Source organism: Azospirillum aestuarii, assembly GCF_016632405.1.
Classification (GTDB): domain Bacteria; phylum Pseudomonadota; class Alphaproteobacteria; order Azospirillales; family Azospirillaceae; genus Azospirillum; species Azospirillum aestuarii.
Genome location: NZ_JAEPIV010000009.1, coordinates 57,009 through 79,279 on the forward strand (window position 1 = coordinate 57,009; position 22,271 = coordinate 79,279).

Consider the following 22,271-nt stretch of genomic DNA (forward strand, 5'->3'; position numbering starts at 1 on the left):
AAAGCTGGATGCAGCGGTTACTAATGCGTGCATGTCGTGGAAAAGGCAACGGTCAAGCTGCGTTGCCGTGCCGTCGTGCCGCGTGTAGACTGAGGGCATCGCGTGGAACGCGCAGGAGCCGCGGCCCATGGTTGCCGGTGTGTCGTCGAGTGGCATTTTCGGCTGGCCCTCCTTGCGGGCCGGCCCGTCGGCGCGCGACCGGAGCCCGGACAGTGCCCGGACCGCCGATCAGGATACCGCTCGGACGAGCGCGGACCAAGCCGGCGCGCTGACCGACGATCAGCAGCGACAGGTCCAGGAACTCAAACGCATCGACGCCAGCGTCCGCCAGCACGAGGCGGCGCATCAGGCGGCGGGCGGCCCTCATGCGGGCGGCGCCTCCTTCACCTTCACCCGCGGACCGGATGGCAAGAACTACGCGACCGCCGGCGAAGTGCAGGTGGATGTCGGCGCGGAGAGCGACCCCGAAGCCACCGTCCGCAAGATGGACACGGTCAAGGCGGCGGCCTTGGCGCCGTCCGACCCATCCGCCCAGGACCTTCGCGTCGCCCAGCAGGCCGATGCCGCGAAGATGCAGGCGCAGCAGGAGTTGCGGCGGAAGGGGTCCGGACCGGGCGTACGGAGCGGCGGTTCGCCCGACGGGCAGGACGGCGGAGTGGAAGTGGAGGGCGCGGCGCCCGGTGACACAGCCGCGCCGGCCCTGGCGGCGCGCGGCGCGGCGGCTTACGCGTCGGCCTTCGGCATCGGCCGGCGGACCGGGACCGCCGGCATCACGGTCTGACGCCGGGCGGTCCGGTTCCGAGTCTCAGCGGCGGACGGGGGACTCGCCGTCGAGGGTCAGCAGCGGGCCGTAAAGCTCCGGCCGGCGGTCACGGAAAATGCCCCAGGACGCGCGCTGGGCGGCGATGCGGTCAAGGTCGAAGCTGGCGGTCAGGACCGACTCGCTGTCGCGGTCGGCCTGCGCGACCAACTCCCCGGTCGGTCCGGCGATGAAGGACGAGCCGTAGAAGGTGATTCCGCAGGTGTCGCCCTCTTCCCGGCCGATGCGGTTGGAGGCGACCAGCGGCATCAGGTTGGCTCCGGCATGGCCTTGCATGACCCGCGTCCAGTGGGCCTGGCTGTCCAGCGCGCCGTCCTGGGGCTCGGACCCGATGGCGGTGGGGTAGAACAGGATCTCCGCACCCTTCAGCGCCATGGCGCGGGCCGATTCCGGGAACCACTGGTCCCAGCAGATCGCGCAGCCGACGGCGGCGTAACGGGTTTTGTAGACCTGGAAGCCGGTGTCGCCGGGGTTGAAATAGTATTTTTCCTGATAACCGGGTCCGTCCGGGATGTGGGACTTGCGGTAGACACCGAGGACCGTGCCGTCCGCGTCGATCATCGCCAGGGAATTGTAATAGGCGTTCCGCGCCCGTTCAAAGAAGCTGGTGGGGATGACCACGGACAGTTCGCGGGCCAGCGCGCTCATCCGCGCGATCACCGGGTGATCCTCGACCGGGTGGGCGAGGGCGAACAGATCCTGCTTCTGGTCCTTGCAGAAATAGGGCGTTTCAAACAATTCCTGCGGCAGGATGATCTGGGCGCCGCGCGCCGCCGCATCGCGCACAAGGCGTTCGACGCCGTTCACATTGGCGTCGCGGTCCCAACCGCAGGCCATCTGGGTCGCCGCGACGGTGACGGTGCGTCCGGTGTTGGGGCGCATAAGCTGGTGCTCCTGTGCTCTTGCGGGTGCTGTGCCGTGTTAATCGGCGGAGGGTCGGGCGCGCAACCCCATCTCCGCCCTATCATAAACCTTTCAGATTCGTCCACATTTCAAGTCCGGCAGGCCTCTCCGCCCGGTCTCGGCGGGCAAACGGGTGCAGAACTCCAAAGTTGTATGCACAAAAACGAAAAGGACCCAATCAGGATTCGCGCCATGGCTATGCGACATATTATTGCATGCGCGGAAAATTTAAATTCGCAATTGCTTTGCGATTTTTCCGAGAGAATATATGATCGGGCAAGTTGATTTCGTCCGCTGCACCGCACCACGGCCTGACGGACGTCTGCCGAGAGATCGTCGTCATGGTTGGGCGTTTCAAGAGACAGGACCCCATCGTCGCGGAGCCGCACGGGGAGGACGCCGACCCGTTCCCGCCGTCCGGCATGACCTTGCCGCGGGCCGTGCGGGAGGTGCATCGCGCCATCGCGCGTGCGCTGCAGATCCGCGTCGCCGACCATGGCGTCAGCATGGGGCAGTGGTATTTTCTTCGCGCCCTGTGGGAGGAGGACGGGCTGACCCAGCGCGAATTGAGCCAGCGGGTCGGTATGATGGAACCCACCACCGTGACCGCGCTGAACAACCTGGAGCGGTGCGATCTCGTGCAGCGGGTGCGCAACCCCCACGACCGCCGCAAGGTGAACATCTACCTGACGCCGAAGGGCAAGGCGCTGCGGGCCGATATCCTGCCCGGCGCGGAGGAGATCGAGGAAGCCGCCACCCAGGGCATTTCTCCACGCGAACTGGAACTGACCGTCAGCGTGCTGCGCCGGGTGTCCGCCAATCTCGGTGGATTGCCGCCCGTCGGTGGAGACGACGATCTGGGTTAGGGGCAGCGTGGCGACCGAAAGTGCCCAGCGCCGATCGTTCCGGTCAGTCGTCCGGATCGGGGGGCGGCGGCAAGCTGGCGCCGGTCAGGTTGGCGCCGGTGAAGCGCGCGTCGCGAATGTTCGCGTCGCTGAGAATCGCCCCGGTCAGGTCGGCGCCGGAGAAGTCGCAGCCGGCCAGATTCGCCCCGCGCATGTTGGTGCGGATGCAGGAGGCTCCGGTGAAGTTGCTGCCGGTCAGGTTGGCCGCCCACAGCCGCCCGGTCGGCCGCCCGTCCGGACCTTTGATGTCGACCCAGCCGATGCCCGCCCCGTCGAACCGGGCGCCGGACAGGTTGGTGCCGCGAAGCGTCGCCCCATCGAGGATGGCGCCGCTGAAGTCGCTCTCGGTCAGGTCGGCGGCGGAGATGTCGCACATGATGAGCAGCGAATCGCGCATCTTGGCGCCGACCAGCCGCACGCCGCGCAGATTGGCGCCGGACAGATTCACGCCGTGAAGGTCGATGTGCGACAGGTCCGCTCCGCTGAGGTCGGCGCGCGATCCCATGGCGCCGTTGGTGTTGATCCAGGTGTAGTGATTGTGCAGCGCTTCCTGGATCTGGATCGAGAAATTCTCGGCCGAGCGCGCCATGTTGGCGCCGGTGGTGTCCGCCCCGGCAAGGTCGACCCCTTCCATTTTCGCGCCCTGGAGGTCGGCGTTGCGCAGATTGGCGCCGGCCAGGACCGCACCATTCAGGTTGGCGTCGCGCAGGATGGCGCCCTGGAGGTTGACGCCGGACAGGTTGCAACCGCGCAGGTCGGCGCGGGCAAGGTTGCAGTTCTTCATGGTGGAGCGCATCAGAGTCGCCCCGGCCATCAGCGCGCCCTCGCAGTCCGCCCCGTTCATCGACACGTCGGTCAGGTCGGCGCCGGACAGGTTGGCGTTCGACATCATCGCGTCGTCCATGTCGCTGCCGGACAGGTCCGACCGCACGAAGTCCAGGCCCTTGCTGCCGTTGGCCCCATTCCCGCCGTAGAGCAGCGCGCCGCCACGCAGGTCGGCTTCCTTCAGGATCGCCCGCTTCAACTTGGCGCCGCGCATGTGGGCGCCGCGCAGATCTGCCCGGTAGAGGTTGCAGCCGGTCAGGTCCGCCTTGGTCAGATGGGCGGCGAACAGGTCGGCGTGGCTGAGATTGGCGTTGGACAGGTCGCAATGGGCCATGTTGGCCCCGGACAGCTTGCCCTGAGTCAGTTCCACCCCGGCGAGATTCGATCCCTCCAGGTTGGTCATGGTCAGGTTGGCACGATTGCCGCCCGACCGGTTCTTCAGCCAACGCTCGTGCTTTTCCAGCACGGCGACCAACTCATGTGGCGTCATGACCCCGTCCGACAATCGGCCCGTTCCCGGCGCGGTGCAGGGGGATGGGCGCGGTTACTCCAGCGCGTTAGCAGTGTCATAAGATAATCTGGTTTAATTGTTAACATGCTCTTCCGTTGCCGGGCGCGATGCGACGGCGGACCGGCGCGGTGTGGCGAAGAAACAAGGGAAAGAGGCTCGGAATGACCGGCGGACATACGGTAGCGGCCTTCGACGCCGAACTGGCGCGCCTGCACCAGATCATCGTGACCATGGGACGGCTCGTCGAGGGGCAGTTCGCCGCTGCGCTGGAAGCCATCGCGGAGCGGGACGCCGGCAAGGCGGCACGGGTGATCGAGGCCGACGCCGAGATCGACCGGCTGGAACTTGAACTGGAGGGGCTGAGCGTGCGGTTGCTGGCCCTGCGTCAGCCGATGGCGAAGGATCTCCGCGACATCGTGTCGGCGATCAAGATCGCCTCGAATCTGGAGCGCATGGGCGACTTCGCGGGCTCGGTCGCCAAGCGCGCGGTTACGTTGGCGGGCTTGCCGGTGGAACCGCCCGTCGCTTCGCTGTCCTGGATGGGCGAGACGGTGCTCGGCATGATCCGCGACGTGGTGACGGCCTATGACGATCAGGATGCCGAGCGCGCTATGGCGGTCCGCAACCGCGATGGGCAGGTGGATGCGGCCTACACCAGCCTGTTCCGTGAGTTTTTGACCTACATGATGGAGTCGCCGGCACAGATCACCGGCTGCACCCATCTGCTGTTCGTGGCGAAGTCCATCGAGCGGGCCGGAGACCACGCCACGAACGTGGCAGAAAACATCTGCTACATCGTTCAGGGGCGCCTGCCGTCCGAGGAACGGGCCAAGGGCGATCTCAGCAGCTACACCGTGGTGGAGAAGGAATAACGCGCGCCCAGGGATGGCGAAGACCACCCCTTGGGCCGTGGTTCCTCAATGCTTTGGGCGCCAGCCGCTGCCGTCCGGTTCGTAACGCCGCCGCACCGCGGCCCAGGCGACCTTATGGGCCAGCAACTCGCGCTGCATGGCGTGGCGAGCCTCCGGCGACCGGCAGCCTTGCCAGGTGTGATTGAAGGCCGACCGGTAAATGTCCTGTGCGGGCGGCGGCAGGCATCGCTTCACCGATTCGGGCAGCTCGGCGTTTCTGCGGAAGGTCATGGGCGTTCCTCCGGCTTATGATTGTTTTGTTCCAATCATTATAGCCGCTATTCCACTGGAGTTTGTAGGGCTTTTTCCTGCGGCGTTGGAGGTAGGCGCCCCGGCGGACGGCTTAGACCGAAGGTCTGGAAACACGAAAAAGCCCTTCCCCGATCGGCGGGGAAGGGCTTTTTCGACAACCCAAGCAGTGTCGCGGGGACCCGTTCTGATGACCCTGACTTACGGCGTGCGGCGCGCTGTGCGATGCGCCGGGATCGGAATGGGCCGGAGCGCCTGCTCTTCGCGACGGCTGGCCGACATGTCGATCTCGATGCGTGCCAGGGCCTTGCGCAACTCGTGCACCGCTTCCGACAGGGTCTGGATCGACGCTTCGCCCGGCTGCTGGCGCCAGCCGCGGTAGGCGTTCAGGCAGCCGCGCGCGGTGTCGCGCAACCGCGCCTCGACGGCATCGACCGGCGGAGGGTTGGTGCCGGCGGGGCGGCTTCCATCCGCCGCGGCGGGCTGGGGAGCGGACTGGGCCGGTGCCGCCCCCGACTGGACCGGGGCCGGCTGGACCGGTGCCGACTGGGGCGCAGGCTGCGGCTCCGGACGGTTGAGGCGCAGCGTCTCGGTCTGAGCCGGAGCGGACGGCTGGGCCGGCGTGGGCTGGGCAGCAACAGCCGGAGTTGTCGTCGGAGCGACGGTCTGGGGAGCCTGTGCCGGGGCGGGGGCCGCGGCGCGGCGCACCGGCTTGACCAGCGCCGGAGCTTCCGGGGCAGCAACCGGAGCGGGCGACGGCTCCTCCGCCAGCGCGTCGCCGGCAGGCGCTTCCGCTGCGGCGTCTGCTGCGGCGTCGGCGGTGTCGGTGGCCTTACCTTCTTCAATCACCGGCGCATCCTTGTCGCCGGCCGCTTCGGCCTTGCGAATGATGTAGGAAATGGCGCTCGGCGTGCATTCGAATTCACGCGCGATTGCCGACAGGGTAGCGCCGGAACGGTAACGCTCAAGAATCTGCGGCCATGCCGACTGGGGGATTCGTCCGCGCTTCTTCGGAGCCTCCGGTTCGGACCCGGTTTCTGCGTTCATTATGTCGCTCGGTTGCCAAAGTGAATTTTGAGTCATGCGTACGCTGCTTGGGCCGTATCGCGCGCCTTCTGACGCCGCGGCACGCGGGCGCGTGCACGAGCATCACGTCAGGAGCCGTTTTTGCGTGCGATGTTGTCGGTACAGATGAATATCGGGAACTTGCTGGGAAAATGCCAGAAGAACTTTGCGCCGCATGGAAAAATTGCGCTTAGGCTGATTGCCGGAGCCTTAGTCCGAAGGCTGGATTGCCTTGTGGCGGCTGTTTGCGCGAATCGCATAGGAACATCCGCGGGCGAGAATTTTAAAAACTGTATTTCACGAATCGGTCGTGCAGGAAGCGGTTGCAAAGGGGTTTGAAAAACCACGGCGGTCCGGAATGCGTTGCGGAGCGTTCTGTTGACATGAAGCGCCCATCGCAAGGCGCGCGCTGTCCGACTGGCGGAGTTTCTTTCATGCCGCATTCCATCGATCGGTCCCGGCCCTTGTCCGGCTCCGTCCCGCGCCAAGCCGGATTGACGTCCGGATTGACGTTTTGTTCCGCATCACGATTGGCGGCGTCCGCCGCGCCCGCGGGTCTTGTCGCGGCCCTTCTCGTCTTGGCGGCTCCAGCGTTCGCGCAGGATGCGGGCGGAACGTCTCCGGCTCCGGCGGCACCGCCGTTGGCGTCCGTCCTGCCGCCCAACGCGCCGCCCACCTTCGCCGAGCTCGCGGAGAAGCAGTTGGACGCCGTGGTCTTCATATCCACCACGCAGGCGGCTCCGCAAGACGGTCCACAGGCGGGGCCGCGCGGGCCGGAGCGTCCCGGCTTTCCGCCAGGGTCGCCTTTTGAAGAATTCTTCCGAGAGTTTCGCGACCGCCAGCGCGGCCAGCCGCAACAGCAGCAAGCGCCACGCCCGACGGCGGCGTTGGGCTCCGGCTTCATCATCGACCCGGCGGGCTTCGTCGTCACCAACAGCCATGTGGTGTCCGAAGCGGCGGAGATTTCCGTCACCATGCACGACGGCACGAAACTGCCCGCGAAGCTCGTCGGCGTGGACGGGCCGACCGACCTTGCCGTGTTGAAGGTCGACAGCAGGAAGCCGCTGGTTTCCGCCCCCTGGGGCGACAGCGAGGCGCTGCGGGTCGGCGACTGGGTGGTCGCCATCGGCAACCCCTTCGGCCTCGGCGGATCGGTCACCGCGGGAATCCTCTCCGCGCGGCAGCGCGACATCCAGCAGGGACCGTACGACGATTATCTGCAGACCGACGCATCGATCAACCGCGGCAATTCCGGCGGGCCGCTCTACAATCTCAACGGCGAGGTGATCGGCATCAACACGGCGATCTATTCGCCGACCGGCGGCTCGGTCGGCATCGGCTTCGCCATCCCGTCCTCCATCGCCCGCCCGGTGATCGAGCAGTTGCGCGATCATGGGCAGGTGCGTCGCGGCTGGCTGGGCGTCCAGGTGCAGAGCGTCACCTCGGACATCGCCGAAAGCCTGGGCATGCAGGAGCCGGCGGGTGCCCTGGTGACCAGCGTGTCTCCGGAAGGTCCGGCGGGGAAGGGCGGCGTCCGGCAGGGCGACGTCATCACCCGCTTCAACGGCGAATCCATCGAGCAGATGCGCGAACTGCCGCGCGTCGTCGCGGCGACGAAGATCGGGTCCGCCGTGCCGCTGGAACTGCTGCGCGAGGGCAAGGCAGAGACGCTGACCGTGACGGTGGGTGAACTGGAGCCGCAGGAGCAGGTCGCGCTGTCCGGGTCGAGTGGAGCGCCGCGACCGGAGACGACGGTCGACACCAAGCAGGTCCTCGGCCTCACCCTGTCGCAGCTGACCCCCGGCCTGCGCGACAGCTTCTCCATCAATCCCGACGTCGAGGGCGTGGTTGTGACCGAGGTCGGCGATGCCAGCGCCGCCAGCGAGCGCGGGATCGAGGCCGGCGACGTCATCGTGGAGGCCGGGCAGGAGCCGGTGAAAACGCCGGAGGATCTGAACCGTCTGGTCGACGACGCGCGCAGCCAGGGGCGCAAGACGGTGCTGATGCTGCTCAGCCGCGACGGCGACCTGCGCTACGTGCCGATGCCCATCGAAGACCGCAAGGGCTGAGGGCGGCCAGAGGCTGTCCCCAGGGGCTGTCCCAACCTTTTCCTCTACCGTTTGCCGGGCGGCGGGAGTAATTTGCCCGCCACTTGGCGAATGGGATTAATCCAGTGAGCGTAGATTCCGAGGGCCGTCCGCCCGTGCGGCTGTCGGTCGTGGTTCCGGTCTTCAATGAGGCCGAAAACGTCCTTCCCCTTCTCGAAGAGATCGAACGCGCGCTGTCGCCCGCCGCCGTGCTGGGCCGCGCCTTCGAAGTGATCTATGTGGACGACGGGTCCAGCGACGACACGCTGACGCGCCTTGCCCCGGTGGTCGCCGCGGGCCGTCTGCGGCTGATCCGCCATGTCCGCCGGTCCGGGCAGAGCGCGGCCGTGCGCACCGGGGTCAAGGCGGCGCGCGGGGAGTGGATCGCCACCCTCGACGGCGACGGCCAGAACGACCCCGCCGACATTCCCGCCCTGTTCGCGCTGGCCGCCAAGGGCGGTCCGGACGCGCCGATTCTGGTCGGCGGCCTGCGCAGGAAGCGGCAGGACACGCTGTCCAAGCGTCTGGCCTCGCGCTTCGCGAACGCGGTGCGGCAATCCTTCCTTCAGGATGGCTGCACCGACAGCGGCTGCGGGCTGAAGCTGTTCCGCCGCGACGCCTTCCTCGATCTGCCTTTCTTCGGGGCGATGCACCGCTTCCTGCCCGCCCTGTTCCGGTCGCACGGCCATCCGGTGGCCTATGTGCCGGTCAACCACCGCCCGCGGGAACGCGGCGTGTCCAAGTACAACAACTGGCGCCGCGGGCTGATCGGCGTGGTCGATCTGCTGGGCGTCTATTGGCTGAAGCGGCGCACCGCGCTGTCGCCCGCGGTCGAAGACCGCTAACCCTTCCTCCGTCCGGACCGGTCGCCGCCCGATGCTCGAACGCGCCATCGCCTGGTATCAGAGCCAAAGCACCGCCGACCTGATCTGGGTCGGCGTCGGCTTTTTTGCGCAAGCGCTCTTCATGATGCGCTTCGTCGTGCAATGGATCGCCAGCGAGCGCGCCCGGCGCAGCATCGTGCCGGACCTCTTCTGGTATTTCTCCATCGGCGGCGGGGTTCTTCTCTTGGCCTATTCGATCCAGCGGGGTGATCCGGTGTTCATGTTCGGGCAGGGGTTGGGCCTCATCATCTATTTCCGGAACCTCTACTTCGTTTTGAACAACCGCCGGAAGGGCGGAGCGGACGGCAGCGCGGCGGGCACGCCGTGAGCGGGGTGCCGAACGCCACGGCCAGCCGCCTGCCGGTCCTGGCCTATCTGGCCCTGGCGGTGCTCAGCGTCCTGCTGTTCCTGCCGGGCTTCTTCGACCTGCCGCCCTTCGACCGCGACGAGGCGCGCTTCGCCCAGGCGTCGCACCAGATGCTGGAAAGTGGCGATTATGTGGACATCCGCTTCCAGGACGAGGCGCGCCACAAGAAGCCGGTTGGCATCTACTGGCTGCAGACCGCGGCGACGCGGCTTGTGGACGGGCCAGGGGAGATGTCGAAGGAAATCTGGACCTTCCGCATCCCGTCGCTGATCGGGGCGGTGCTGGCGGTGCTGGCGACGGCCTGGACCGGGGCGCGGATGTTCGGCGGGACGGTCGGGTTCCTCGCCGGGCTGATGATGGCCTCCTGCGTCGTGCTGGGTGTCGAGGCCCGCATGGCGAAGACCGACGCGGTGCTTCTCTCGACCATCGTGATCGGGCAGGCGGCGCTGGCCAGCCTCTATCTGAACCGACATGCGGAGCGGTCCGGCTGGGCGGCGCCGCTCGCCTTCTGGATCGCCGCGGGGATCGGCATCCTCATCAAGGGACCGATCGTCCTCCTGGTGTCCGGCACCACGGCGCTGGTGCTGGCGGTGCTCGACCGCCGGGCCGGCTGGCTGAAGCGGCTGCGCCCGCTGGTCGGTCTCGCCATCGTGGTCGCCATCGCGGCACCTTGGCTGATCGCCATCACGGTGAAGACCAAGGGCGCCTTCTTCGCCGAGTCGGTCGGCCACGACATGATGGGTAAGGTGGTGAGCGGGCAGGAGGCGAAGGGCCTGCCGCCCGGCTACTACCTGGGCACCTTCTGGGTGACCTTCGCGCCATGGTCCTTCCTGGCGCTGCTGGCCGTTCCCTGGGCATGGCGCCACCGCAAGGGCACCGGGCCGACAGCGGACGCCGTGCGCTTCTGCGTCGCCTGGATCATTCCGAGCTGGCTGGTCTTCGAGGCGGTGCCGACCAAACTTCTGCACTACACGCTGCCGGTCTTCCCGGCCATCGCCATCCTGACCGCCGCCGCCGCGCGCGAGCATTTCCTGCGCCGCGCCGATGTGCCGCGGTGGGGTCTGTTCTCGGTTGCCACCATTTTCGGGGCCGTCGGCTTCGGCGCCCTGATGGTCGCGGTCGCAGTGATCCCATATCTGGTGGACGGGCGCGTCGATCCGGTGGCCATCGCCATGCTGCCGGTGGTCTTGGTGCTGTACGCGCTGGCCGTACGCCTGTTCGCCCAGCGCCGGGAAACGCACGGTTTCGCGGCGGGGTTGGCGGCGGCGGCGGTGCTGTACGCGGGCACTTACGGCGCCGTTCTGCCGGGGATCGACGGCGTATGGATCAGCCGGCAGGCCGCGCGGACGGTCGCGGCGGTGCGTCCCTGCGCCGACAGCGTGGTCGCCTCCGCCGGCTATTCGGAGCCGAGCCTCGTCTTTCTGCTGGGAACCGACACGCGCCTGACCCATGGGGCGGGCGCCGCCGCCCATCTGGCGGAAAGCCCGTCCTGCGGGCTGGCCCTGGTGACCGACCGGGAGGAGGCGGCGTTCCGCACCGCCCTGAAAGGGGCGGAGACGGTGCCGCTCGGCCGCTTCACCGGCTTCAACTACAACACGGGCAAGCGGCTGACCCTGACGCTCTACGGCGCGGCACGACCCTGAACGAACCGGAATGGGGTGTGCACCGGATGGAGGCTGCGGGCTGAGTAACCCGCCTCCTCCCTGGACATGCGCGGCCGCATCCGGCGGAATCCGTCTTCCACACGCAAAAGGATGGAAGGCCGCCGTGTCATGCTTCGAACGATGACTGTAGCGACCCTCGCGGTGCTGGCCTTTGCCGCACCCGCCGAAGCGCAGAGGCAGGAATACCCCTCCTGGGTTTATGAGGAGATGGTCCCGACCGGGCCCCACATGCGCCGCATGGAAGAGGCCCAACCGATTCCCGGAGCGCGGCCCTCCCATTGGGGCGCCATGGGCAACGGTGAGCAGTTCCGCGCCGGCTCGCGCGGCTACGGCACCGATCCGGCGCGCGCCACCCCGTCCTACTCCCGAACCAACTCGCTGACGCCGCCGGTCCGCGACGGGCGCGGCGCGGCCACCGCGGCGCGGCGTGGCGGTGGTGGCGACAATGTGCCGGGCACCCCGCGCGAGGTGACGCTCAATCCGGAATACACCTTCGAGCGGTGACCGTGGCCTCCTCGGGCCGCCACAGCCAGGCGGCCCCGCGGACGCCGCTCGAATCGCCGTGGACGGCCCGGCGGACCGGCGTGTCCAGGCTGTCCGTGAAGGCCCAGCGGGCGATGGCCGGGGGAAGGGCGGCGTAGAGGAGATCCAGGTTCGACAGCCCGCCGCCCAGCACGATCACGTCCGGGTCCAGGACATTGACGATTCCCGCCAGCCCGCGCCCAAGCCGGTCCACCAGCCGGTCGAGGGTGGCGCGGGCCGTAGCGTCGCCGCGTTCCGCCAGCGCCGCGATGGACTCCGCCGACAGGTCCGCCCCAGTGGCCCGGCGGTGGTCGGCGGCAACCGCCGGTCCGGACACGAAGGTTTCCAGGCAGCCGGATTTGCCGCAATAGCAGGCCGGTCCGGGCCGCTCCTCGTCGGTGGGCCAGGGAAGGGGATTGTGCCCCCATTCGCCGCCGATCGCGTTGCGACCGCCCAGCGGACGGCCGTCCACGACAATTCCCGCCCCGCAGCCGGTGCCGAGGATTGCCGCGAAGACGACCCTACAGCCGGCCCCGGCGCCATCCGCCGCCTCCGACACGGCCAGGCAGTTGGCATCGTTCTCGATCCGCACCGGCCGCTTGAGCGCTTCGGCGAGGTCGCGGTCGAAAGCTTTGCCGATCAGCCAGGTCGAGTTGGCGTTCTTCACCAGCCCGGTCGCCGGGGAGATGGCGCCGGGAATGCCGATCCCCACGGTGGCGCCCGCCGACCCCGTCGCGCTCTCCAGCCGCGCCACCAGATCGGCGATGCTTCGCACCGTCGCGTCGTAATCGCCGCGCGGGGTGGGGACGCGGAAGCGGGCGCGCTCCCCGCCCGTTGCGTCGAGCGCGATCCCCTCCGTCTTCGTGCCGCCGAGGTCGATGCCGATGCGGATGGCCGAAGGGATGCCGTCGGTGCGCTTCATGGGGAAATGCCCTGGAAATGTGGCCTGCGTCACAGACGGACGCCAACGCTGTTGCAATACTGGGAAAGACCGGCAACCCGCAAGCCAAGCAACCACCGCGTGGTGGATCGTCCCTTCCCGTCGACACCCGTGCCACAGGCTGGGACAAATGGTCTTTGGACGGGCGATATGGGTTGACCGTCTGTCGGGATCTTGTAGAACCAGCGTAGGAAAGGGCGTGATCCGTCGGATTCCGCCCATCAATCAGGGCCACCGGAGCCGGACCAACGATGAATCGCCAGCGCGCCGCCCATCGCATTCCTTCCTTCACCTTGCGCAGCGCCGCCGCCGTCGGCCTCGCCGTGCTGTTTGCCGGCGCCGCGCTGCCGGCCGCCGCCAAGGAGGCGGCGAAGCCGGCCGCTGAAAAGGCGGCTGCGACGAAGGCCACCGCGAAGCCGGCCCCTGCCAAGAGCACCGCGGCCAAGAGCACCGCGACCAAGGCTGCGGCCACCAAGCCCGGCGCCTGCTACAGCCGTGCGGAGCACGCCGCGGAGCAGACCATCCGCATGCACACCGAAATGATGGTGGTCGGGCTGACCTGCCAGCAGGTGAATCCGGACAAGAAGCCGTTCAATCTGTACCAGGACTTCACCATCAAGAACCGTTCGCTGATCTCCAACTCGGAAGCGTCGATGATCGACCACTTCCGCAAGAAGGGTGGCGGCAACGCGACGCGGCAGTTCGACATGTTCCGCACCGAGCTGGCGAACGAGGTCAGCCGCCGCGCCGCGGTGATCGGCACCGGTCTCTATTGCGCCAACTTCGTGGACCGCTCCAAGGCGGCGATGGACCTCACGGCGGATGACATCCGCGTTCTGACCGGCGATGAAAAAAGCGCCGGCCTGATGCATTTGTCGTCAAAGCCGCTGTGCGATGTCCAGGTCGTCAGCAACCCGGACGTGAATTACGACGTCGCCCAGGCCCCGGCCTCGCGCAGCGGCAGTGCGGCCACCGCGTCCAAGTCCACCGGCAAGGCGACGGCCAAGGCCCCTGGAAAGCCCAAGGAACCGGCGAAGACCCAGGTGGTCTCCGCCAAGCGCTGACCGGCCAGTATCGATGGTGATGCCGGAGGTCATAGGCTGTCCGGCATCATGCATCGCAGCAGTGGCACAGTTGTTGCGAAGCCCTCTTCACCACAGTGAAGAGGGCTTTTTTCATGCGATGCATTCGCTATGGTAGAAGGCAAGCGCAAAGTTCACGGAACTGACATGAATCGATATTGCAAATTCTCGGAAAATTGGTATTACCGCAGATAGAGTGCGGGTTTGCCCTCTTGCTCTGTTGAGAGCCGCTGGGCTAACGTTCCGCTCACACAACAATCTTGGCCCCGCGCTCAAGAGCCCGGGTAAGCCAATTCGGGGAGTGGCACTTCACGTGACTGGTGTACGAGCGCGCTTGTCTCGCTCGCCGAAGCCTGCGCATCGCGCCGAGGCGAGGTAAGACAATGGAATACTTTCTTCAGCAGTTGATCAACGGCCTGTCGCTGGGCGCCATCTACGGCCTCATCGCGATCGGATACACGATGGTGTACGGCATCATCGGCATGATCAACTTCGCCCACGGCGAGATCTACATGATCGGCGCCTTCGTGGCCCTCATCACCTTCCTGGCCATCGGCAGCCTGGGGATCACCTGGGTTCCGCTGGCCCTTCTCGTCATGCTGGTCGCATCGATGCTGTTCACCGCCGTCTACGGATGGACGGTGGAGCGCATCGCCTATCGCCCGCTGCGCAGTTCGCCGCGTCTGGCGCCGCTGATCTCGGCGATCGGCATGTCGATCTTCCTGCAGAACTACGTCCAGATCCTGCAGGGCGCGCGCAGCAAGCCGCTGCAGCCGATCCTGCCGGGCAACCTGACCCTGATGGACGGGGCGGTGTCGGTCAGCTACGTGCGCCTGGCGACGATCATCATCACGATCGCGCTGATGTACGGCTTCACCCAGCTCATCACCCGCACCTCGCTCGGCCGCGCCCAGCGCGCTTGCGAGCAGGACAAGAAGATGGCCAGCCTGCTGGGCGTCAACGTCGACCGCGTCATCTCGCTGACCTTCGTCATGGGCGCCGCCCTGGCCGCGGTGGCGGGCATGATGGTTCTGCTGATCTACGGCGTGATCGACTTCTACATCGGCTTCCTGGCCGGCGTTAAGGCCTTCACCGCCGCGGTGCTCGGCGGCATCGGCTCGTTGCCGGGCGCGATGCTGGGCGGCGTGGTCATCGGACTGATCGAAGCCTTCTGGTCGGGCTACATGGGCAGCGAATGGAAAGACGTGGCGACCTTCACGATTCTCGTGCTCGTCCTGATCTTCCGTCCGACCGGCCTTCTGGGCCGTCCGGAAATCGAGAAGGTGTGAGGCCATGACCGCGATTTCCATGTCTTCGCCGCGGGCCATCGCCTGGCCCGCGATCCTGAAGGAGGCGGCGATGACCGCCTTCGTCGCCCTTCTCCTGACGATTCCGCTGGTCGGCCTGCGCACGGTGGACCGTCCCACCGGCCTCGGGCTGGAAACCCGCTGGAACGAGGTGGCCGCCGCCGTCGGACTGGTCTTCCTCGGGCGCCTCGGCCTCTGCCTGATCCGCGAGGGGCACGCGGTCACCGTCCTGGTCCTGGCCGCCGCCGCCACCGCGGCGGGCTTCTTCATCGCCATGCCGACGGAGGCCCTGCGGGTCATCCTGATCGCCGGCGGTGCCGTCATCGCGATCCGCGCCATCCTGGCGATCCGCACCGGCCGCTCCAAGCTGTCGCAGGCGGAGCGCGACAAGCGGATGGACCACATCGCCGCGCAGGTGCAGCACGCCTCCCGCTGGCTCGGTCCGATCGCCGTCGTCGTGGCGCTTGCCTTCCCGTTCACGCCACTGGCCGACCGCCAGCTGCTGGACATCGGCATCCTGCTGCTGACCTACGTCATGCTGGGCTGGGGGCTGAACATCGTGGTCGGCCTCGCCGGCCTGCTCGACCTCGGCTACGTGGCCTTCTACGCGGTGGGCGCCTACTCCTACGCGCTGCTGGCCCATTATTTCGGCTTCAGCTTCTGGGTCTGCCTGCCGCTGGCCGGCTTCCTGGCGGCGATGTCGGGCGTGCTGCTGGGCTTCCCGGTCCTGCGTCTGCGCGGCGACTATTTCGCCATCGTGACGCTGGGCTTCGGCGAGATCATCCGCATCATCCTGATCAACTGGTACCAGTTCACCGGCGGTCCCAACGGCATCTCCGGCATTCCGCGTCCGAGCTTCTTCGGCCTCGCCGACTTCACGCGGACCCCCGCGGAGGGCACCGCGGCCTTCCACGAGATGTTCGGCCTGGAGTTCAGCCCGCTGCACCGGATCATCTTCCTCTATTACCTGATCCTGGCGCTGGCGCTCGTGGTGAACCTGTTCACCATGCGCGTCCGCAAGCTGCCGCTGGGCCGCGCCTGGGAAGCGCTGCGCGAGGACGACATCGCCTGCGCCTCGCTGGGCATCAACCGCACGAACATGAAGCTGGCGGCCTTCGCCATCGCAGCGATGTTCGGCGGCTTCGCCGGGTCCTTCTTCGCCACGCGCCAGGGCTTCATCAGCCCGGAGAGCTTCACCTTCATCGAATCGGCGATCATTCTCGCCATCGTTGTGCTGGGCGGCATGGGCAGCCAGATCGGCGTCGTCGTGGCCGCCTTTCTGGTCATCGGCCTGCCGGAAGCCTTCCGTGAACTGGCCGACTACCGCATGCTGGCGTTCGGCATGGGCATGGTGCTGATCATGCTGTGGCGTCCGCGCGGCCTGCTGGCCCACCGCGACCCGACCATCCTCCTGCATGGCCGTCCCAAGGGCGGAAGCGGCGGCCCCGCCGCGGGCACCGCCGCCGGCGGCCAGGGCATCGCCGGGGGGAGCGCGAAGTGATGACGACTCATTCCATGACCACCACGCCCCTGCTGACGGTCGAACACCTCACCATGCGCTTCGGCGGCCTGGTGGCGGTCAACGACGTCTCCTTCGCGGCCAACAACGGCGAGATCACCGCGATCATCGGCCCGAACGGCGCCGGCAAGACCACGCTGTTCAACTGCATCACCGGCTTCTACACCCCCACGGTGGGCCGGCTGACGCTGCGCCATTCCGACGGCAAGGAGTTCCTGCTGGAGCGGATGCCGGGCTACCGCATCTCGCAGAAGGCCAGCGTCGCCCGTACCTTCCAGAACATCCGCCTGTTCGGCGGCATGAGCGTCCTGGAGAACCTGATCGTCGCCCAGCACAACAAGCTGATCCGCGCGTCGGGCTTTTCCATCGCCGGCCTGCTCGGCCTGCCGTCCTACACCCGGACGGAGCGGGAGGCGGTCGATCTGGCCAAATACTGGCTGGACCGCGTGCGCCTTCTGGAGTTCGCGGACTGGGAAGCCGGCAATCTCCCTTACGGCGCCCAGCGCCGGCTGGAGATCGCCCGCGCCATGTGCACGGAGCCGGTGATGCTCTGCCTGGACGAGCCGGCGGCGGGCCTCAACCCGCGCGAGTCGGGCGAACTGGCCGATCTGCTCACCTACATCCGCGACGCGCACAAGATCGGCGTCCTGCTGATCGAGCATGACATGAGCGTGGTGATGAGCATTTCCGATCATGTCGTGGTGCTGGATTACGGGCGGAAGATCTCCGACGGAGACCCGACCTTCGTGAAGAACGATCCGGCGGTGATCCGCGCCTATCTCGGCGAGGAAGAGGACGAGGAGTTGCCGGTGGAGATCAAGGCTGATCTGCCGGAAGTCGCCAAGCGAGCCGAGGAGGGGGCCTGAGCCATGCTGAAGGTATCGGGCGTCCACACCTTCTACGGCGCCATCGAGGCGCTGAAGGGGGTCGACATCGAGATCGGGGCCGGCGAGATCGTCTCGCTGATCGGCGCCAACGGCGCCGGCAAGTCCACGCTTCTCATGACCATCTGCGGCAGTCCGCGCGCCCGCATGGGCCGGATCACGTTCGAGGGGCAGGACATCACGCAGATGCCCACCTACGAACTTGTCCGCCTGGGTATCGCCCAGTCGCCGGAAGGCCGCCGGATCTTCCCGCGCATGAGCGTGCTGGAGAACCTGCAGATGGGCTCCATCACCGCCAAGCCGGGCAGCTTCGCCAACGAGCTGGAGCGGGTCCTGACCCTGTTCCCGCGCCTGAAGGAGCGCATCAGCCAGCGCGCCGGCACCATGTCGGGTGGCGAGCAGCAGATGCTGGCCATCGGCCGTGCGCTGATGAGCCAGCCGCGCCTGCTGCTGCTCGACGAGCCCTCGCTGGGCCTCGCCCCGCTGGTGGTGAAGCAGATCTTCCAGGCGGTGAAGGACATCAACCGCGAACAGAAGATGACCGTGTTCATGGTCGAGCAAAACGCCTTCCACGCGCTGAAGCTCGCCCACCGCGGCTATGTGATGGTCAACGGCAAGGTCACCATGTCGGGGACCGGTGCCGAACTGCTGGCGAACGAGGAAGTTCGCTCGGCCTATCTGGAGGGAGGTCACTGATGGACGGCGTTCTCGGCTCCTCTCTGCCGGTGTTCCTTGGGCTGACGGTCCTGGTGTTCGGCGGCTGCGGCGTTCTCACCGGCCAGACCCTGGCCGAAGGCTGGAAGCCGCTGTCGAGCGCCATCGCCTATTCCGTCCTGCTGGGCTTGGGCGACCGGTTCCTGGTCTGGGGCCTGTTCGGCGGCCAGCTCCTGTCGGTGTATGGATTCGTGGTGCACACCCTGGTGATCGGCGCGATCACCCTGACCACGTACCGCATTTCGATGGCGCGCCGGATGGTGTCCCAGTATCCTTGGCTGTACGAGCGTTCGGGACCCTTCGGCTGGCGCGAGCGCGTCGGCGGAACGCTCGCCGAATGATTGCGAATTCCATGGGTCCGATCGCGACCAGGACGCGGGTGAAACTGTCGCACTTGGCGATGATCGGACTATAGTGGAACCTTGTCGGCACCGGCGCCCCCAGCTTAAGGGGGACCGGTGAAAAGGCCCCGGCGGGGCCGGCGTACGACTCATAACAGGGAGCCAACGAAACTATGAACTACAAGCTTTCCCTCCTCGTTGCGGTTGCGGCGACCGCTATGACCGCCTCGGTGGCGAAGGCCGACATCGCGGTGGCGACCGCCGGCCCGATCACCGGCCAGTACGCCACCTTCGGCGAGCAGATGAAGAAGGGCATGGAGCAGGCGGTTGCCGACATCAACGCCGCCGGCGGTGTCCTGGGCCAGAAGCTGAAGCTGGAAGTGGGCGACGACGCCTGCGACCCGAAGCAGGCCGTCGCCGTGGCGAACCAGCTCGCCAAGGCGGGCGTGAAGTTCGTCGCCGGCCACTTCTGCTCGGGCTCCTCGATCCCGGCCTCGCAGGTCTATGCCGAGGAAGGCGTCCTGCAGATCTCCCCGGCCTCGACCAACCCGAAGCTGACCGAGCAGGGCCTGAAGAACGTGCTGCGCGTCTGCGGCCGTGACGACCAGCAGGGCCAGATCGCCGGCAAGTATCTGCTGGACAACTACAAGGGCAAGAACGTCGCGATCCTGCACGACAAGTCGGCCTACGGTAAGGGGCTCGCCGACGAGACGCAGAAGGCGCTGAACGCCGGCGGCCAGAAGGAGAAGGTCTACGAAGCCTACACGGCGGGTGAGAAGGACTACTCGGCGCTGGTCTCGAAGCTGAAGCAGGAGGCCGTCGACGTCGTCTATGTCGGTGGTTACCACACCGAGGCCGGCCTGCTGGCCCGCCAGATGAAGGATCAGGGCCTGAACGCCCCGATCGTGTCGGGCGACGCCCTGGTGACCAACGAGTACTGGGCGATCACCGGCCCGGCCGGCGAGAACACCATGATGACCTTCGGCCCGGACCCGCGCGAGATGCCGGAAGCCAAGGAAGCCGTCGAGAAGTTCCGCAAGGCCGGCTATGAGCCGGAGGGCTACACCCTCTACACCTACGCCGCCTTGCAGATCTGGGCGGAGGCGGCCAAGCAGGCCAACTCGACCGACTCGGCCAAGATCGCCGATGTCCTGCGCAAGGGCAGCTACAACACGGTGATCGGCAAGATCGGTTTCGATGCCAAGGGTGACGTGACCTCTCCGGCCTACGTCTGGTACCGCTGGAACAACGGCCAGTACGCCCAGGTCAAGTAATCCGGGGCCAACGTCCCGGACGTGCGATCTGGTTTCCTCAGGGAAAAGAAGTCGTGCAAAGGCCCGGCGGGAAACCGCCGGGCCTTTTGCTTGGCGTGGTGTCTGCGGTGTGGCTCAGAGAGTAGCCGGCTGCGCCGACATGACGGACGCCACCGGGGGCGCCACTGGGGACGACGTGGGAGGCGGCGCCAGGGCGGGGGAGCGCTCCGCCAGAAGCCTCTCCGAGGTGTGCATCACGTCCCGCCAGAAGGCGGCGGCGCGCAGGTTGTTCGCAGCCGTGAGTTCGACGAGGCGGACGCGGCTGATGCGGATGGCGGACTCGCCCAGTTCTTCCACGAGGCGGGTCGCGAACAGGAGCACGTCGTGATCGATTTTCATGACGGCATCAACACACCGGATCGACGGTTTGTTCCGCAAGTGCGAAGACGGTTGTTGCAGCACCGCTACATCCCGGCTCCGGTATGCGTGGCGCGCACAACGGACACTCGCCAACCGGGGGCGGTTTGGTGTTTGAATGGTCCGCCGTATCCGCAAGGTTGGCGGGTTTGACTTTTTTGGGTGTTGGAGATCGGATATGCGCAGAAAGCGCGAAGTCGTCGAAGGCCAGATGTTCCGCAAACTGGGCCCCGGCGGTGGCATCTGGCAGGTGATCGCCATCCGCAAGGATGGGCTGGGCACCCAGCACGCCCAACTTCAGCGGTCCGATGACCACAAGACCCTGAAAACCCTGGCGGTTTCCGCCCTGCTTGACCCCACCCAGTTCGAAGCGGTCGCCGAACCGCGGGATTGACCTGCCCGCCTGCGCGGCTTCCGTCTGACACCATCGCGGAAATCCATTGTGGAAATCCATCGCGGACGTGCTCCCTGCGAAAAGCGGGGTGCTTCCGCGCGTCTTATCTGCTGGGCTCACCCATAAATCCATCCCGAAAGTTATGGTTTGCATCCATTCGTATTATGAAGAACTCGCCGATCGAATGCTTTGAACTCGAAGGAATATAAAGAGAACGACGAACGTTCAGGTAATGCAGAAATGCAACATCTCTGTGCGTCTTATCACAGGCCACTTGTGGCGGTGGGTGGTTGCTGTTATCTCGAAGTCATGAGGTTTCAACCGCCGACGGAATGCGGCGGGCTCGCCCGATGAAGGCCGGCGTCCACAGATGCCACGCCTTCCGAACGGTTCGCTTCGACAGCCCCGGCAACGCCGTCTACAAGGGAAAGAATAAAATGACTCTGCGTGGGATTCTGCTCGGAACGGCGCTCGCGGCGATGCTGCCGACCGCCGCCATGGCCGCGACCGAAGGTTTCTACGTCGGCGCCGGCGCCGGCGTGAACTGGACGCGCGACGCCGATCTGCGCTTCGAGAACACCCCGACGGACGCCAGCACCAGCTTCAAGCTGGGCGGTATCGGCGACATCTCCGCCGGCTACGCCACGGCCGCCGGCCCGCGCGCCGAACTGGAGTTCGCGTGGCGCTGGCGCAACGCGATCGACAGCACCGACAGCTCCAACACGGCGGTGAACGGTCTGGGTGGCAAGGCCAGCTCGCTCGCCTTCATGGGCAACGTGCTGTACGACATCAACACCGGCACCGCCTTCACGCCCTACATCGGCGTCGGCGCCGGTATTGCCCAAGTCCGGCTGGATCTCGGCGGCTTCGATGACCGCGACTGGGTGTTCGCCTACCAGGGCATCGCCGGCGTGTCCTACGCCCTGAGCCAGAACCTGGCCCTGACGCTGGACTACCGCTACTTCGCGACTCTCGATCCGAAGTTCGATCTGGGCGGCCCCGCCGGCCTCGCCAGCTCCACCGTGAAGGGCGAGTACCAGAACCACACCATCATGGCCGGCCTGCGCTACACCTTCGGCGCCCCGGCGGCGGCCCCCGCGGCGGCCCCCATCGCTCCGGCGGCTCCGGTGCAGGCGCAGCCGCAGTCGGAGTATCTGGTGTTCTTCGACTGGGACAAGGCCAACATCACCGCGGCGTCCGACAAGATCATCGGCGATGCCGCCGCCTCGGCCGGTCAGGTGCGGGCGGTCAGCATCCATGTGGTCGGCCACACCGATACCTCGGGCTCGCCAGCCTACAACCAGCGGCTCTCGCTGCGCCGCGCCGACGCGGTCAAGAACGCGCTGGTCGGCAAGGGCGTCGCCGCCAACCAGATCACCGTCGAGGGCAAGGGCGAGACCCAGCTCCTGGTGAACACCGGTGCGAACGTCCGCGAGCCATCGAACCGCCGCGCGCAGATCCTCATCCGCGTGCAATGATCCGGGCGGACCGCCGGTCTCGTTTGGGACCGGCCGGCGCGCTCAGGAACGAGAGAAGGGCGTCGCTGCCGCGGCGCCCTTTTCGCATCTGCGGCAGAAGCACGCGCGGCATTGCGGAATCATGCATCAATTGTGGCATGAAACCTCCCGTCGGCGTATGAGGTTCATACCGGAAGCCGCACTTTGGTTTGAGACGACCGAGTCCGGCCCGGTCCCAGCGGACCCTGTC

General features: G+C 66.9%; 23 protein-coding genes. 17 read left to right on the top strand and 6 right to left on the bottom strand.

Annotation, left to right across the window (positions count from 1 at the left end; genetic code table 11):
• Window positions 1-127: 127 nt before the first annotated feature.
• Window positions 128-781, top strand: a complete 654-nt coding sequence (locus tag JJL56_RS17070; protein ID WP_200485733.1) for a putative metalloprotease CJM1_0395 family protein — start codon at window positions 128-130, stop codon at window positions 779-781.
• Between the two features lie 24 nt (window positions 782-805).
• Here JJL56_RS17070 and aguB read toward each other — a convergent pair whose 3' ends face one another.
• A complete protein-coding gene (gene aguB / locus JJL56_RS17075; protein WP_145626571.1) occupies window positions 806-1,702 on the bottom strand; it encodes an N-carbamoylputrescine amidase in 897 nt (298 codons plus the stop codon).
• A gap of 362 nt (window positions 1,703-2,064) precedes the next feature.
• Here aguB and JJL56_RS17080 point away from each other — a divergent pair, with 362 nt between their 5' ends.
• Complete coding sequence (locus JJL56_RS17080) at window positions 2,065-2,589, top strand: MarR family winged helix-turn-helix transcriptional regulator (RefSeq protein WP_145626572.1); 525 nt, start codon at window positions 2,065-2,067, stop codon at window positions 2,587-2,589.
• A gap of 43 nt (window positions 2,590-2,632) precedes the next feature.
• Here the strand turns inward: JJL56_RS17080 and JJL56_RS17085 are convergent, their stop codons facing one another.
• Window positions 2,633-3,943, bottom strand: a complete 1,311-nt coding sequence (locus JJL56_RS17085; RefSeq protein ID WP_145626573.1) for a pentapeptide repeat-containing protein — start codon at window positions 3,941-3,943, stop codon at window positions 2,633-2,635.
• Window positions 3,944-4,125: 182 nt separating this feature from the next.
• Between JJL56_RS17085 and phoU the strand changes: the two genes are divergently transcribed.
• On the top strand, window positions 4,126-4,836 hold the full coding sequence (gene phoU, locus JJL56_RS17090) for a phosphate signaling complex protein PhoU (protein ID WP_200485734.1): 711 nt from the start codon (window positions 4,126-4,128) through the stop codon (window positions 4,834-4,836).
• Window positions 4,837-4,881: 45 nt separating this feature from the next.
• On the opposite strand, the gene JJL56_RS17095 is transcribed toward phoU, so the two are convergent.
• Window positions 4,882-5,106 carry a ChaB family protein gene (locus JJL56_RS17095; RefSeq protein WP_014240339.1) on the bottom strand — a complete coding sequence of 75 codons (225 nt, stop codon included), beginning with the start codon at window positions 5,104-5,106 and terminating at the stop codon, window positions 4,882-4,884.
• A gap of 219 nt (window positions 5,107-5,325) precedes the next feature.
• Entirely contained in the window at window positions 5,326-5,973 is a 648-nt protein-coding gene (locus tag JJL56_RS17100; protein WP_247891118.1) for a hypothetical protein, read from the bottom strand.
• Window positions 5,974-6,623: 650 nt separating this feature from the next.
• On the opposite strand from JJL56_RS17100, the gene JJL56_RS17105 reads away from it, so the two are divergent.
• The 5 genes from JJL56_RS17105 to JJL56_RS17125 all read left to right on the top strand — a co-directional run bounded on the left by JJL56_RS17105 (window position 6,624) and on the right by JJL56_RS17125 (window position 11,695).
• Window positions 6,624-8,258: a Do family serine endopeptidase gene (locus JJL56_RS17105; RefSeq protein WP_425599137.1), complete on the top strand. Its 1,635-nt coding sequence runs from the start codon at window positions 6,624-6,626 to the stop codon at window positions 8,256-8,258.
• A gap of 104 nt (window positions 8,259-8,362) precedes the next feature.
• The gene (locus JJL56_RS17110; RefSeq protein WP_145626577.1) at window positions 8,363-9,121 is read left to right on the top strand and encodes a glycosyltransferase; all 759 of its coding nucleotides are present in this window, start codon (window positions 8,363-8,365) and stop codon (window positions 9,119-9,121) included.
• A 31-nt stretch (window positions 9,122-9,152) separates the two neighbouring features.
• The gene (locus JJL56_RS17115) at window positions 9,153-9,488 is read left to right on the top strand and encodes a lipid-A-disaccharide synthase N-terminal domain-containing protein (protein ID WP_145626578.1); all 336 of its coding nucleotides are present in this window, start codon (window positions 9,153-9,155) and stop codon (window positions 9,486-9,488) included.
• Complete coding sequence (locus JJL56_RS17120; RefSeq protein WP_200485736.1) at window positions 9,485-11,170, top strand: glycosyltransferase family 39 protein; 1,686 nt, start codon at window positions 9,485-9,487, stop codon at window positions 11,168-11,170. Before JJL56_RS17115 ends, JJL56_RS17120 begins: the two co-directional genes overlap by 4 nt.
• Before the next feature lie 141 nt (window positions 11,171-11,311).
• Window positions 11,312-11,695, top strand: a complete 384-nt coding sequence (locus JJL56_RS17125) for a hypothetical protein (protein ID WP_145626580.1) — start codon at window positions 11,312-11,314, stop codon at window positions 11,693-11,695.
• Here the strand turns inward: JJL56_RS17125 and JJL56_RS17130 are convergent.
• On the bottom strand, window positions 11,667-12,635 hold the full coding sequence (locus tag JJL56_RS17130) for an ROK family protein (protein ID WP_200485737.1): 969 nt from the start codon (window positions 12,633-12,635) through the stop codon (window positions 11,667-11,669). The genes JJL56_RS17125 and JJL56_RS17130 overlap by 29 nt on opposite strands.
• A gap of 269 nt (window positions 12,636-12,904) precedes the next feature.
• On the opposite strand from JJL56_RS17130, the gene JJL56_RS17135 reads away from it, so the two are divergent.
• The 7 genes from JJL56_RS17135 to JJL56_RS17165 all read left to right on the top strand — a co-directional run bounded on the left by JJL56_RS17135 (window position 12,905) and on the right by JJL56_RS17165 (window position 19,774).
• A complete protein-coding gene (locus tag JJL56_RS17135; RefSeq protein WP_145626582.1) occupies window positions 12,905-13,717 on the top strand; it encodes a hypothetical protein in 813 nt (270 codons plus the stop codon).
• A 401-nt stretch (window positions 13,718-14,118) separates the two neighbouring features.
• Window positions 14,119-15,024: a branched-chain amino acid ABC transporter permease gene (locus tag JJL56_RS17140; protein WP_145626583.1), complete on the top strand. Its 906-nt coding sequence runs from the start codon at window positions 14,119-14,121 to the stop codon at window positions 15,022-15,024.
• Between the two features lie 4 nt (window positions 15,025-15,028).
• Window positions 15,029-16,543, top strand: a complete 1,515-nt coding sequence (livM, locus tag JJL56_RS17145; RefSeq protein ID WP_200485738.1) for a high-affinity branched-chain amino acid ABC transporter permease LivM — start codon at window positions 15,029-15,031, stop codon at window positions 16,541-16,543.
• Window positions 16,543-17,427: an ABC transporter ATP-binding protein gene (locus JJL56_RS17150; protein ID WP_200485739.1), complete on the top strand. Its 885-nt coding sequence runs from the start codon at window positions 16,543-16,545 to the stop codon at window positions 17,425-17,427. The genes livM and JJL56_RS17150 overlap by 1 nt, the downstream gene beginning before the upstream one ends.
• Before the next feature lie 3 nt (window positions 17,428-17,430).
• Window positions 17,431-18,141, top strand: coding sequence for an ABC transporter ATP-binding protein (locus JJL56_RS17155; RefSeq protein WP_014240352.1), 711 nt, complete (start codon window positions 17,431-17,433; stop codon window positions 18,139-18,141).
• Window positions 18,141-18,500 carry a DUF6867 family protein gene (locus JJL56_RS17160; RefSeq protein ID WP_109068299.1) on the top strand — a complete coding sequence of 120 codons (360 nt, stop codon included), beginning with the start codon at window positions 18,141-18,143 and terminating at the stop codon, window positions 18,498-18,500. Before JJL56_RS17155 ends, JJL56_RS17160 begins: the two co-directional genes overlap by 1 nt.
• A gap of 173 nt (window positions 18,501-18,673) precedes the next feature.
• Window positions 18,674-19,774, top strand: coding sequence for a branched-chain amino acid ABC transporter substrate-binding protein (locus tag JJL56_RS17165; protein ID WP_145626586.1), 1,101 nt, complete (start codon window positions 18,674-18,676; stop codon window positions 19,772-19,774).
• A gap of 114 nt (window positions 19,775-19,888) precedes the next feature.
• On the opposite strand, the gene JJL56_RS17170 is transcribed toward JJL56_RS17165, so the two are convergent.
• Window positions 19,889-20,152 (bottom strand): hypothetical protein, encoded by a 264-nt coding sequence (locus tag JJL56_RS17170; RefSeq protein ID WP_145626587.1) that lies wholly within the window; start codon window positions 20,150-20,152, stop codon window positions 19,889-19,891.
• Window positions 20,153-20,348: 196 nt separating this feature from the next.
• On the opposite strand from JJL56_RS17170, the gene JJL56_RS17175 reads away from it, so the two are divergent.
• Together JJL56_RS17175 and JJL56_RS17180 are read left to right on the top strand one after the other, a co-directional pair.
• On the top strand, window positions 20,349-20,564 hold the full coding sequence (locus JJL56_RS17175; RefSeq protein WP_186452963.1) for a hypothetical protein: 216 nt from the start codon (window positions 20,349-20,351) through the stop codon (window positions 20,562-20,564).
• 437 nt (window positions 20,565-21,001) lie between these two features.
• Window positions 21,002-22,042, top strand: a complete 1,041-nt coding sequence (locus JJL56_RS17180) for an OmpA family protein (RefSeq protein ID WP_200485740.1) — start codon at window positions 21,002-21,004, stop codon at window positions 22,040-22,042.
• Window positions 22,043-22,271 lie beyond the last annotated feature (229 nt).

Excerpts from the sequence above, each read along its gene's own strand:
- JJL56_RS17150 (WP_200485739.1), top strand. The coding sequence starts at position 16,543 with ATGACGACTCATTCCATGACCACCACGCCCCTGCTGACGGTCGAACAC.
- livM (WP_200485738.1), top strand. The coding sequence starts at position 15,029 with ATGACCGCGATTTCCATGTCTTCGCCGCGGGCCATCGCCTGGCCCGCG.
- JJL56_RS17130 (WP_200485737.1), bottom strand. The coding sequence starts at position 12,635 with ATGAAGCGCACCGACGGCATCCCTTCGGCCATCCGCATCGGCATCGAC.
- JJL56_RS17085 (WP_145626573.1), bottom strand. The coding sequence starts at position 3,943 with ATGACGCCACATGAGTTGGTCGCCGTGCTGGAAAAGCACGAGCGTTGG.
- JJL56_RS17135 (WP_145626582.1), top strand. The coding sequence starts at position 12,905 with ATGAATCGCCAGCGCGCCGCCCATCGCATTCCTTCCTTCACCTTGCGC.
- JJL56_RS17080 (WP_145626572.1), top strand. The coding sequence starts at position 2,065 with ATGGTTGGGCGTTTCAAGAGACAGGACCCCATCGTCGCGGAGCCGCAC.
- JJL56_RS17070 (WP_200485733.1), top strand. The coding sequence starts at position 128 with ATGGTTGCCGGTGTGTCGTCGAGTGGCATTTTCGGCTGGCCCTCCTTG.
- phoU (WP_200485734.1), top strand. The coding sequence starts at position 4,126 with ATGACCGGCGGACATACGGTAGCGGCCTTCGACGCCGAACTGGCGCGC.
- JJL56_RS17160 (WP_109068299.1), top strand. The coding sequence starts at position 18,141 with ATGGACGGCGTTCTCGGCTCCTCTCTGCCGGTGTTCCTTGGGCTGACG.
- JJL56_RS17105 (WP_425599137.1), top strand. The coding sequence starts at position 6,624 with ATGCCGCATTCCATCGATCGGTCCCGGCCCTTGTCCGGCTCCGTCCCG.
- aguB (WP_145626571.1), bottom strand. The coding sequence starts at position 1,702 with ATGCGCCCCAACACCGGACGCACCGTCACCGTCGCGGCGACCCAGATG.
- JJL56_RS17095 (WP_014240339.1), bottom strand. The coding sequence starts at position 5,106 with ATGACCTTCCGCAGAAACGCCGAGCTGCCCGAATCGGTGAAGCGATGC.
- JJL56_RS17125 (WP_145626580.1), top strand. The coding sequence starts at position 11,312 with ATGACTGTAGCGACCCTCGCGGTGCTGGCCTTTGCCGCACCCGCCGAA.
- JJL56_RS17140 (WP_145626583.1), top strand. The coding sequence starts at position 14,119 with ATGGAATACTTTCTTCAGCAGTTGATCAACGGCCTGTCGCTGGGCGCC.
- JJL56_RS17175 (WP_186452963.1), top strand. The coding sequence starts at position 20,349 with ATGCGCAGAAAGCGCGAAGTCGTCGAAGGCCAGATGTTCCGCAAACTG.
- JJL56_RS17115 (WP_145626578.1), top strand. The coding sequence starts at position 9,153 with ATGCTCGAACGCGCCATCGCCTGGTATCAGAGCCAAAGCACCGCCGAC.
- JJL56_RS17165 (WP_145626586.1), top strand. The coding sequence starts at position 18,674 with ATGAACTACAAGCTTTCCCTCCTCGTTGCGGTTGCGGCGACCGCTATG.
- JJL56_RS17155 (WP_014240352.1), top strand. The coding sequence starts at position 17,431 with ATGCTGAAGGTATCGGGCGTCCACACCTTCTACGGCGCCATCGAGGCG.
- JJL56_RS17170 (WP_145626587.1), bottom strand. The coding sequence starts at position 20,152 with ATGAAAATCGATCACGACGTGCTCCTGTTCGCGACCCGCCTCGTGGAA.
- JJL56_RS17180 (WP_200485740.1), top strand. The coding sequence starts at position 21,002 with ATGACTCTGCGTGGGATTCTGCTCGGAACGGCGCTCGCGGCGATGCTG.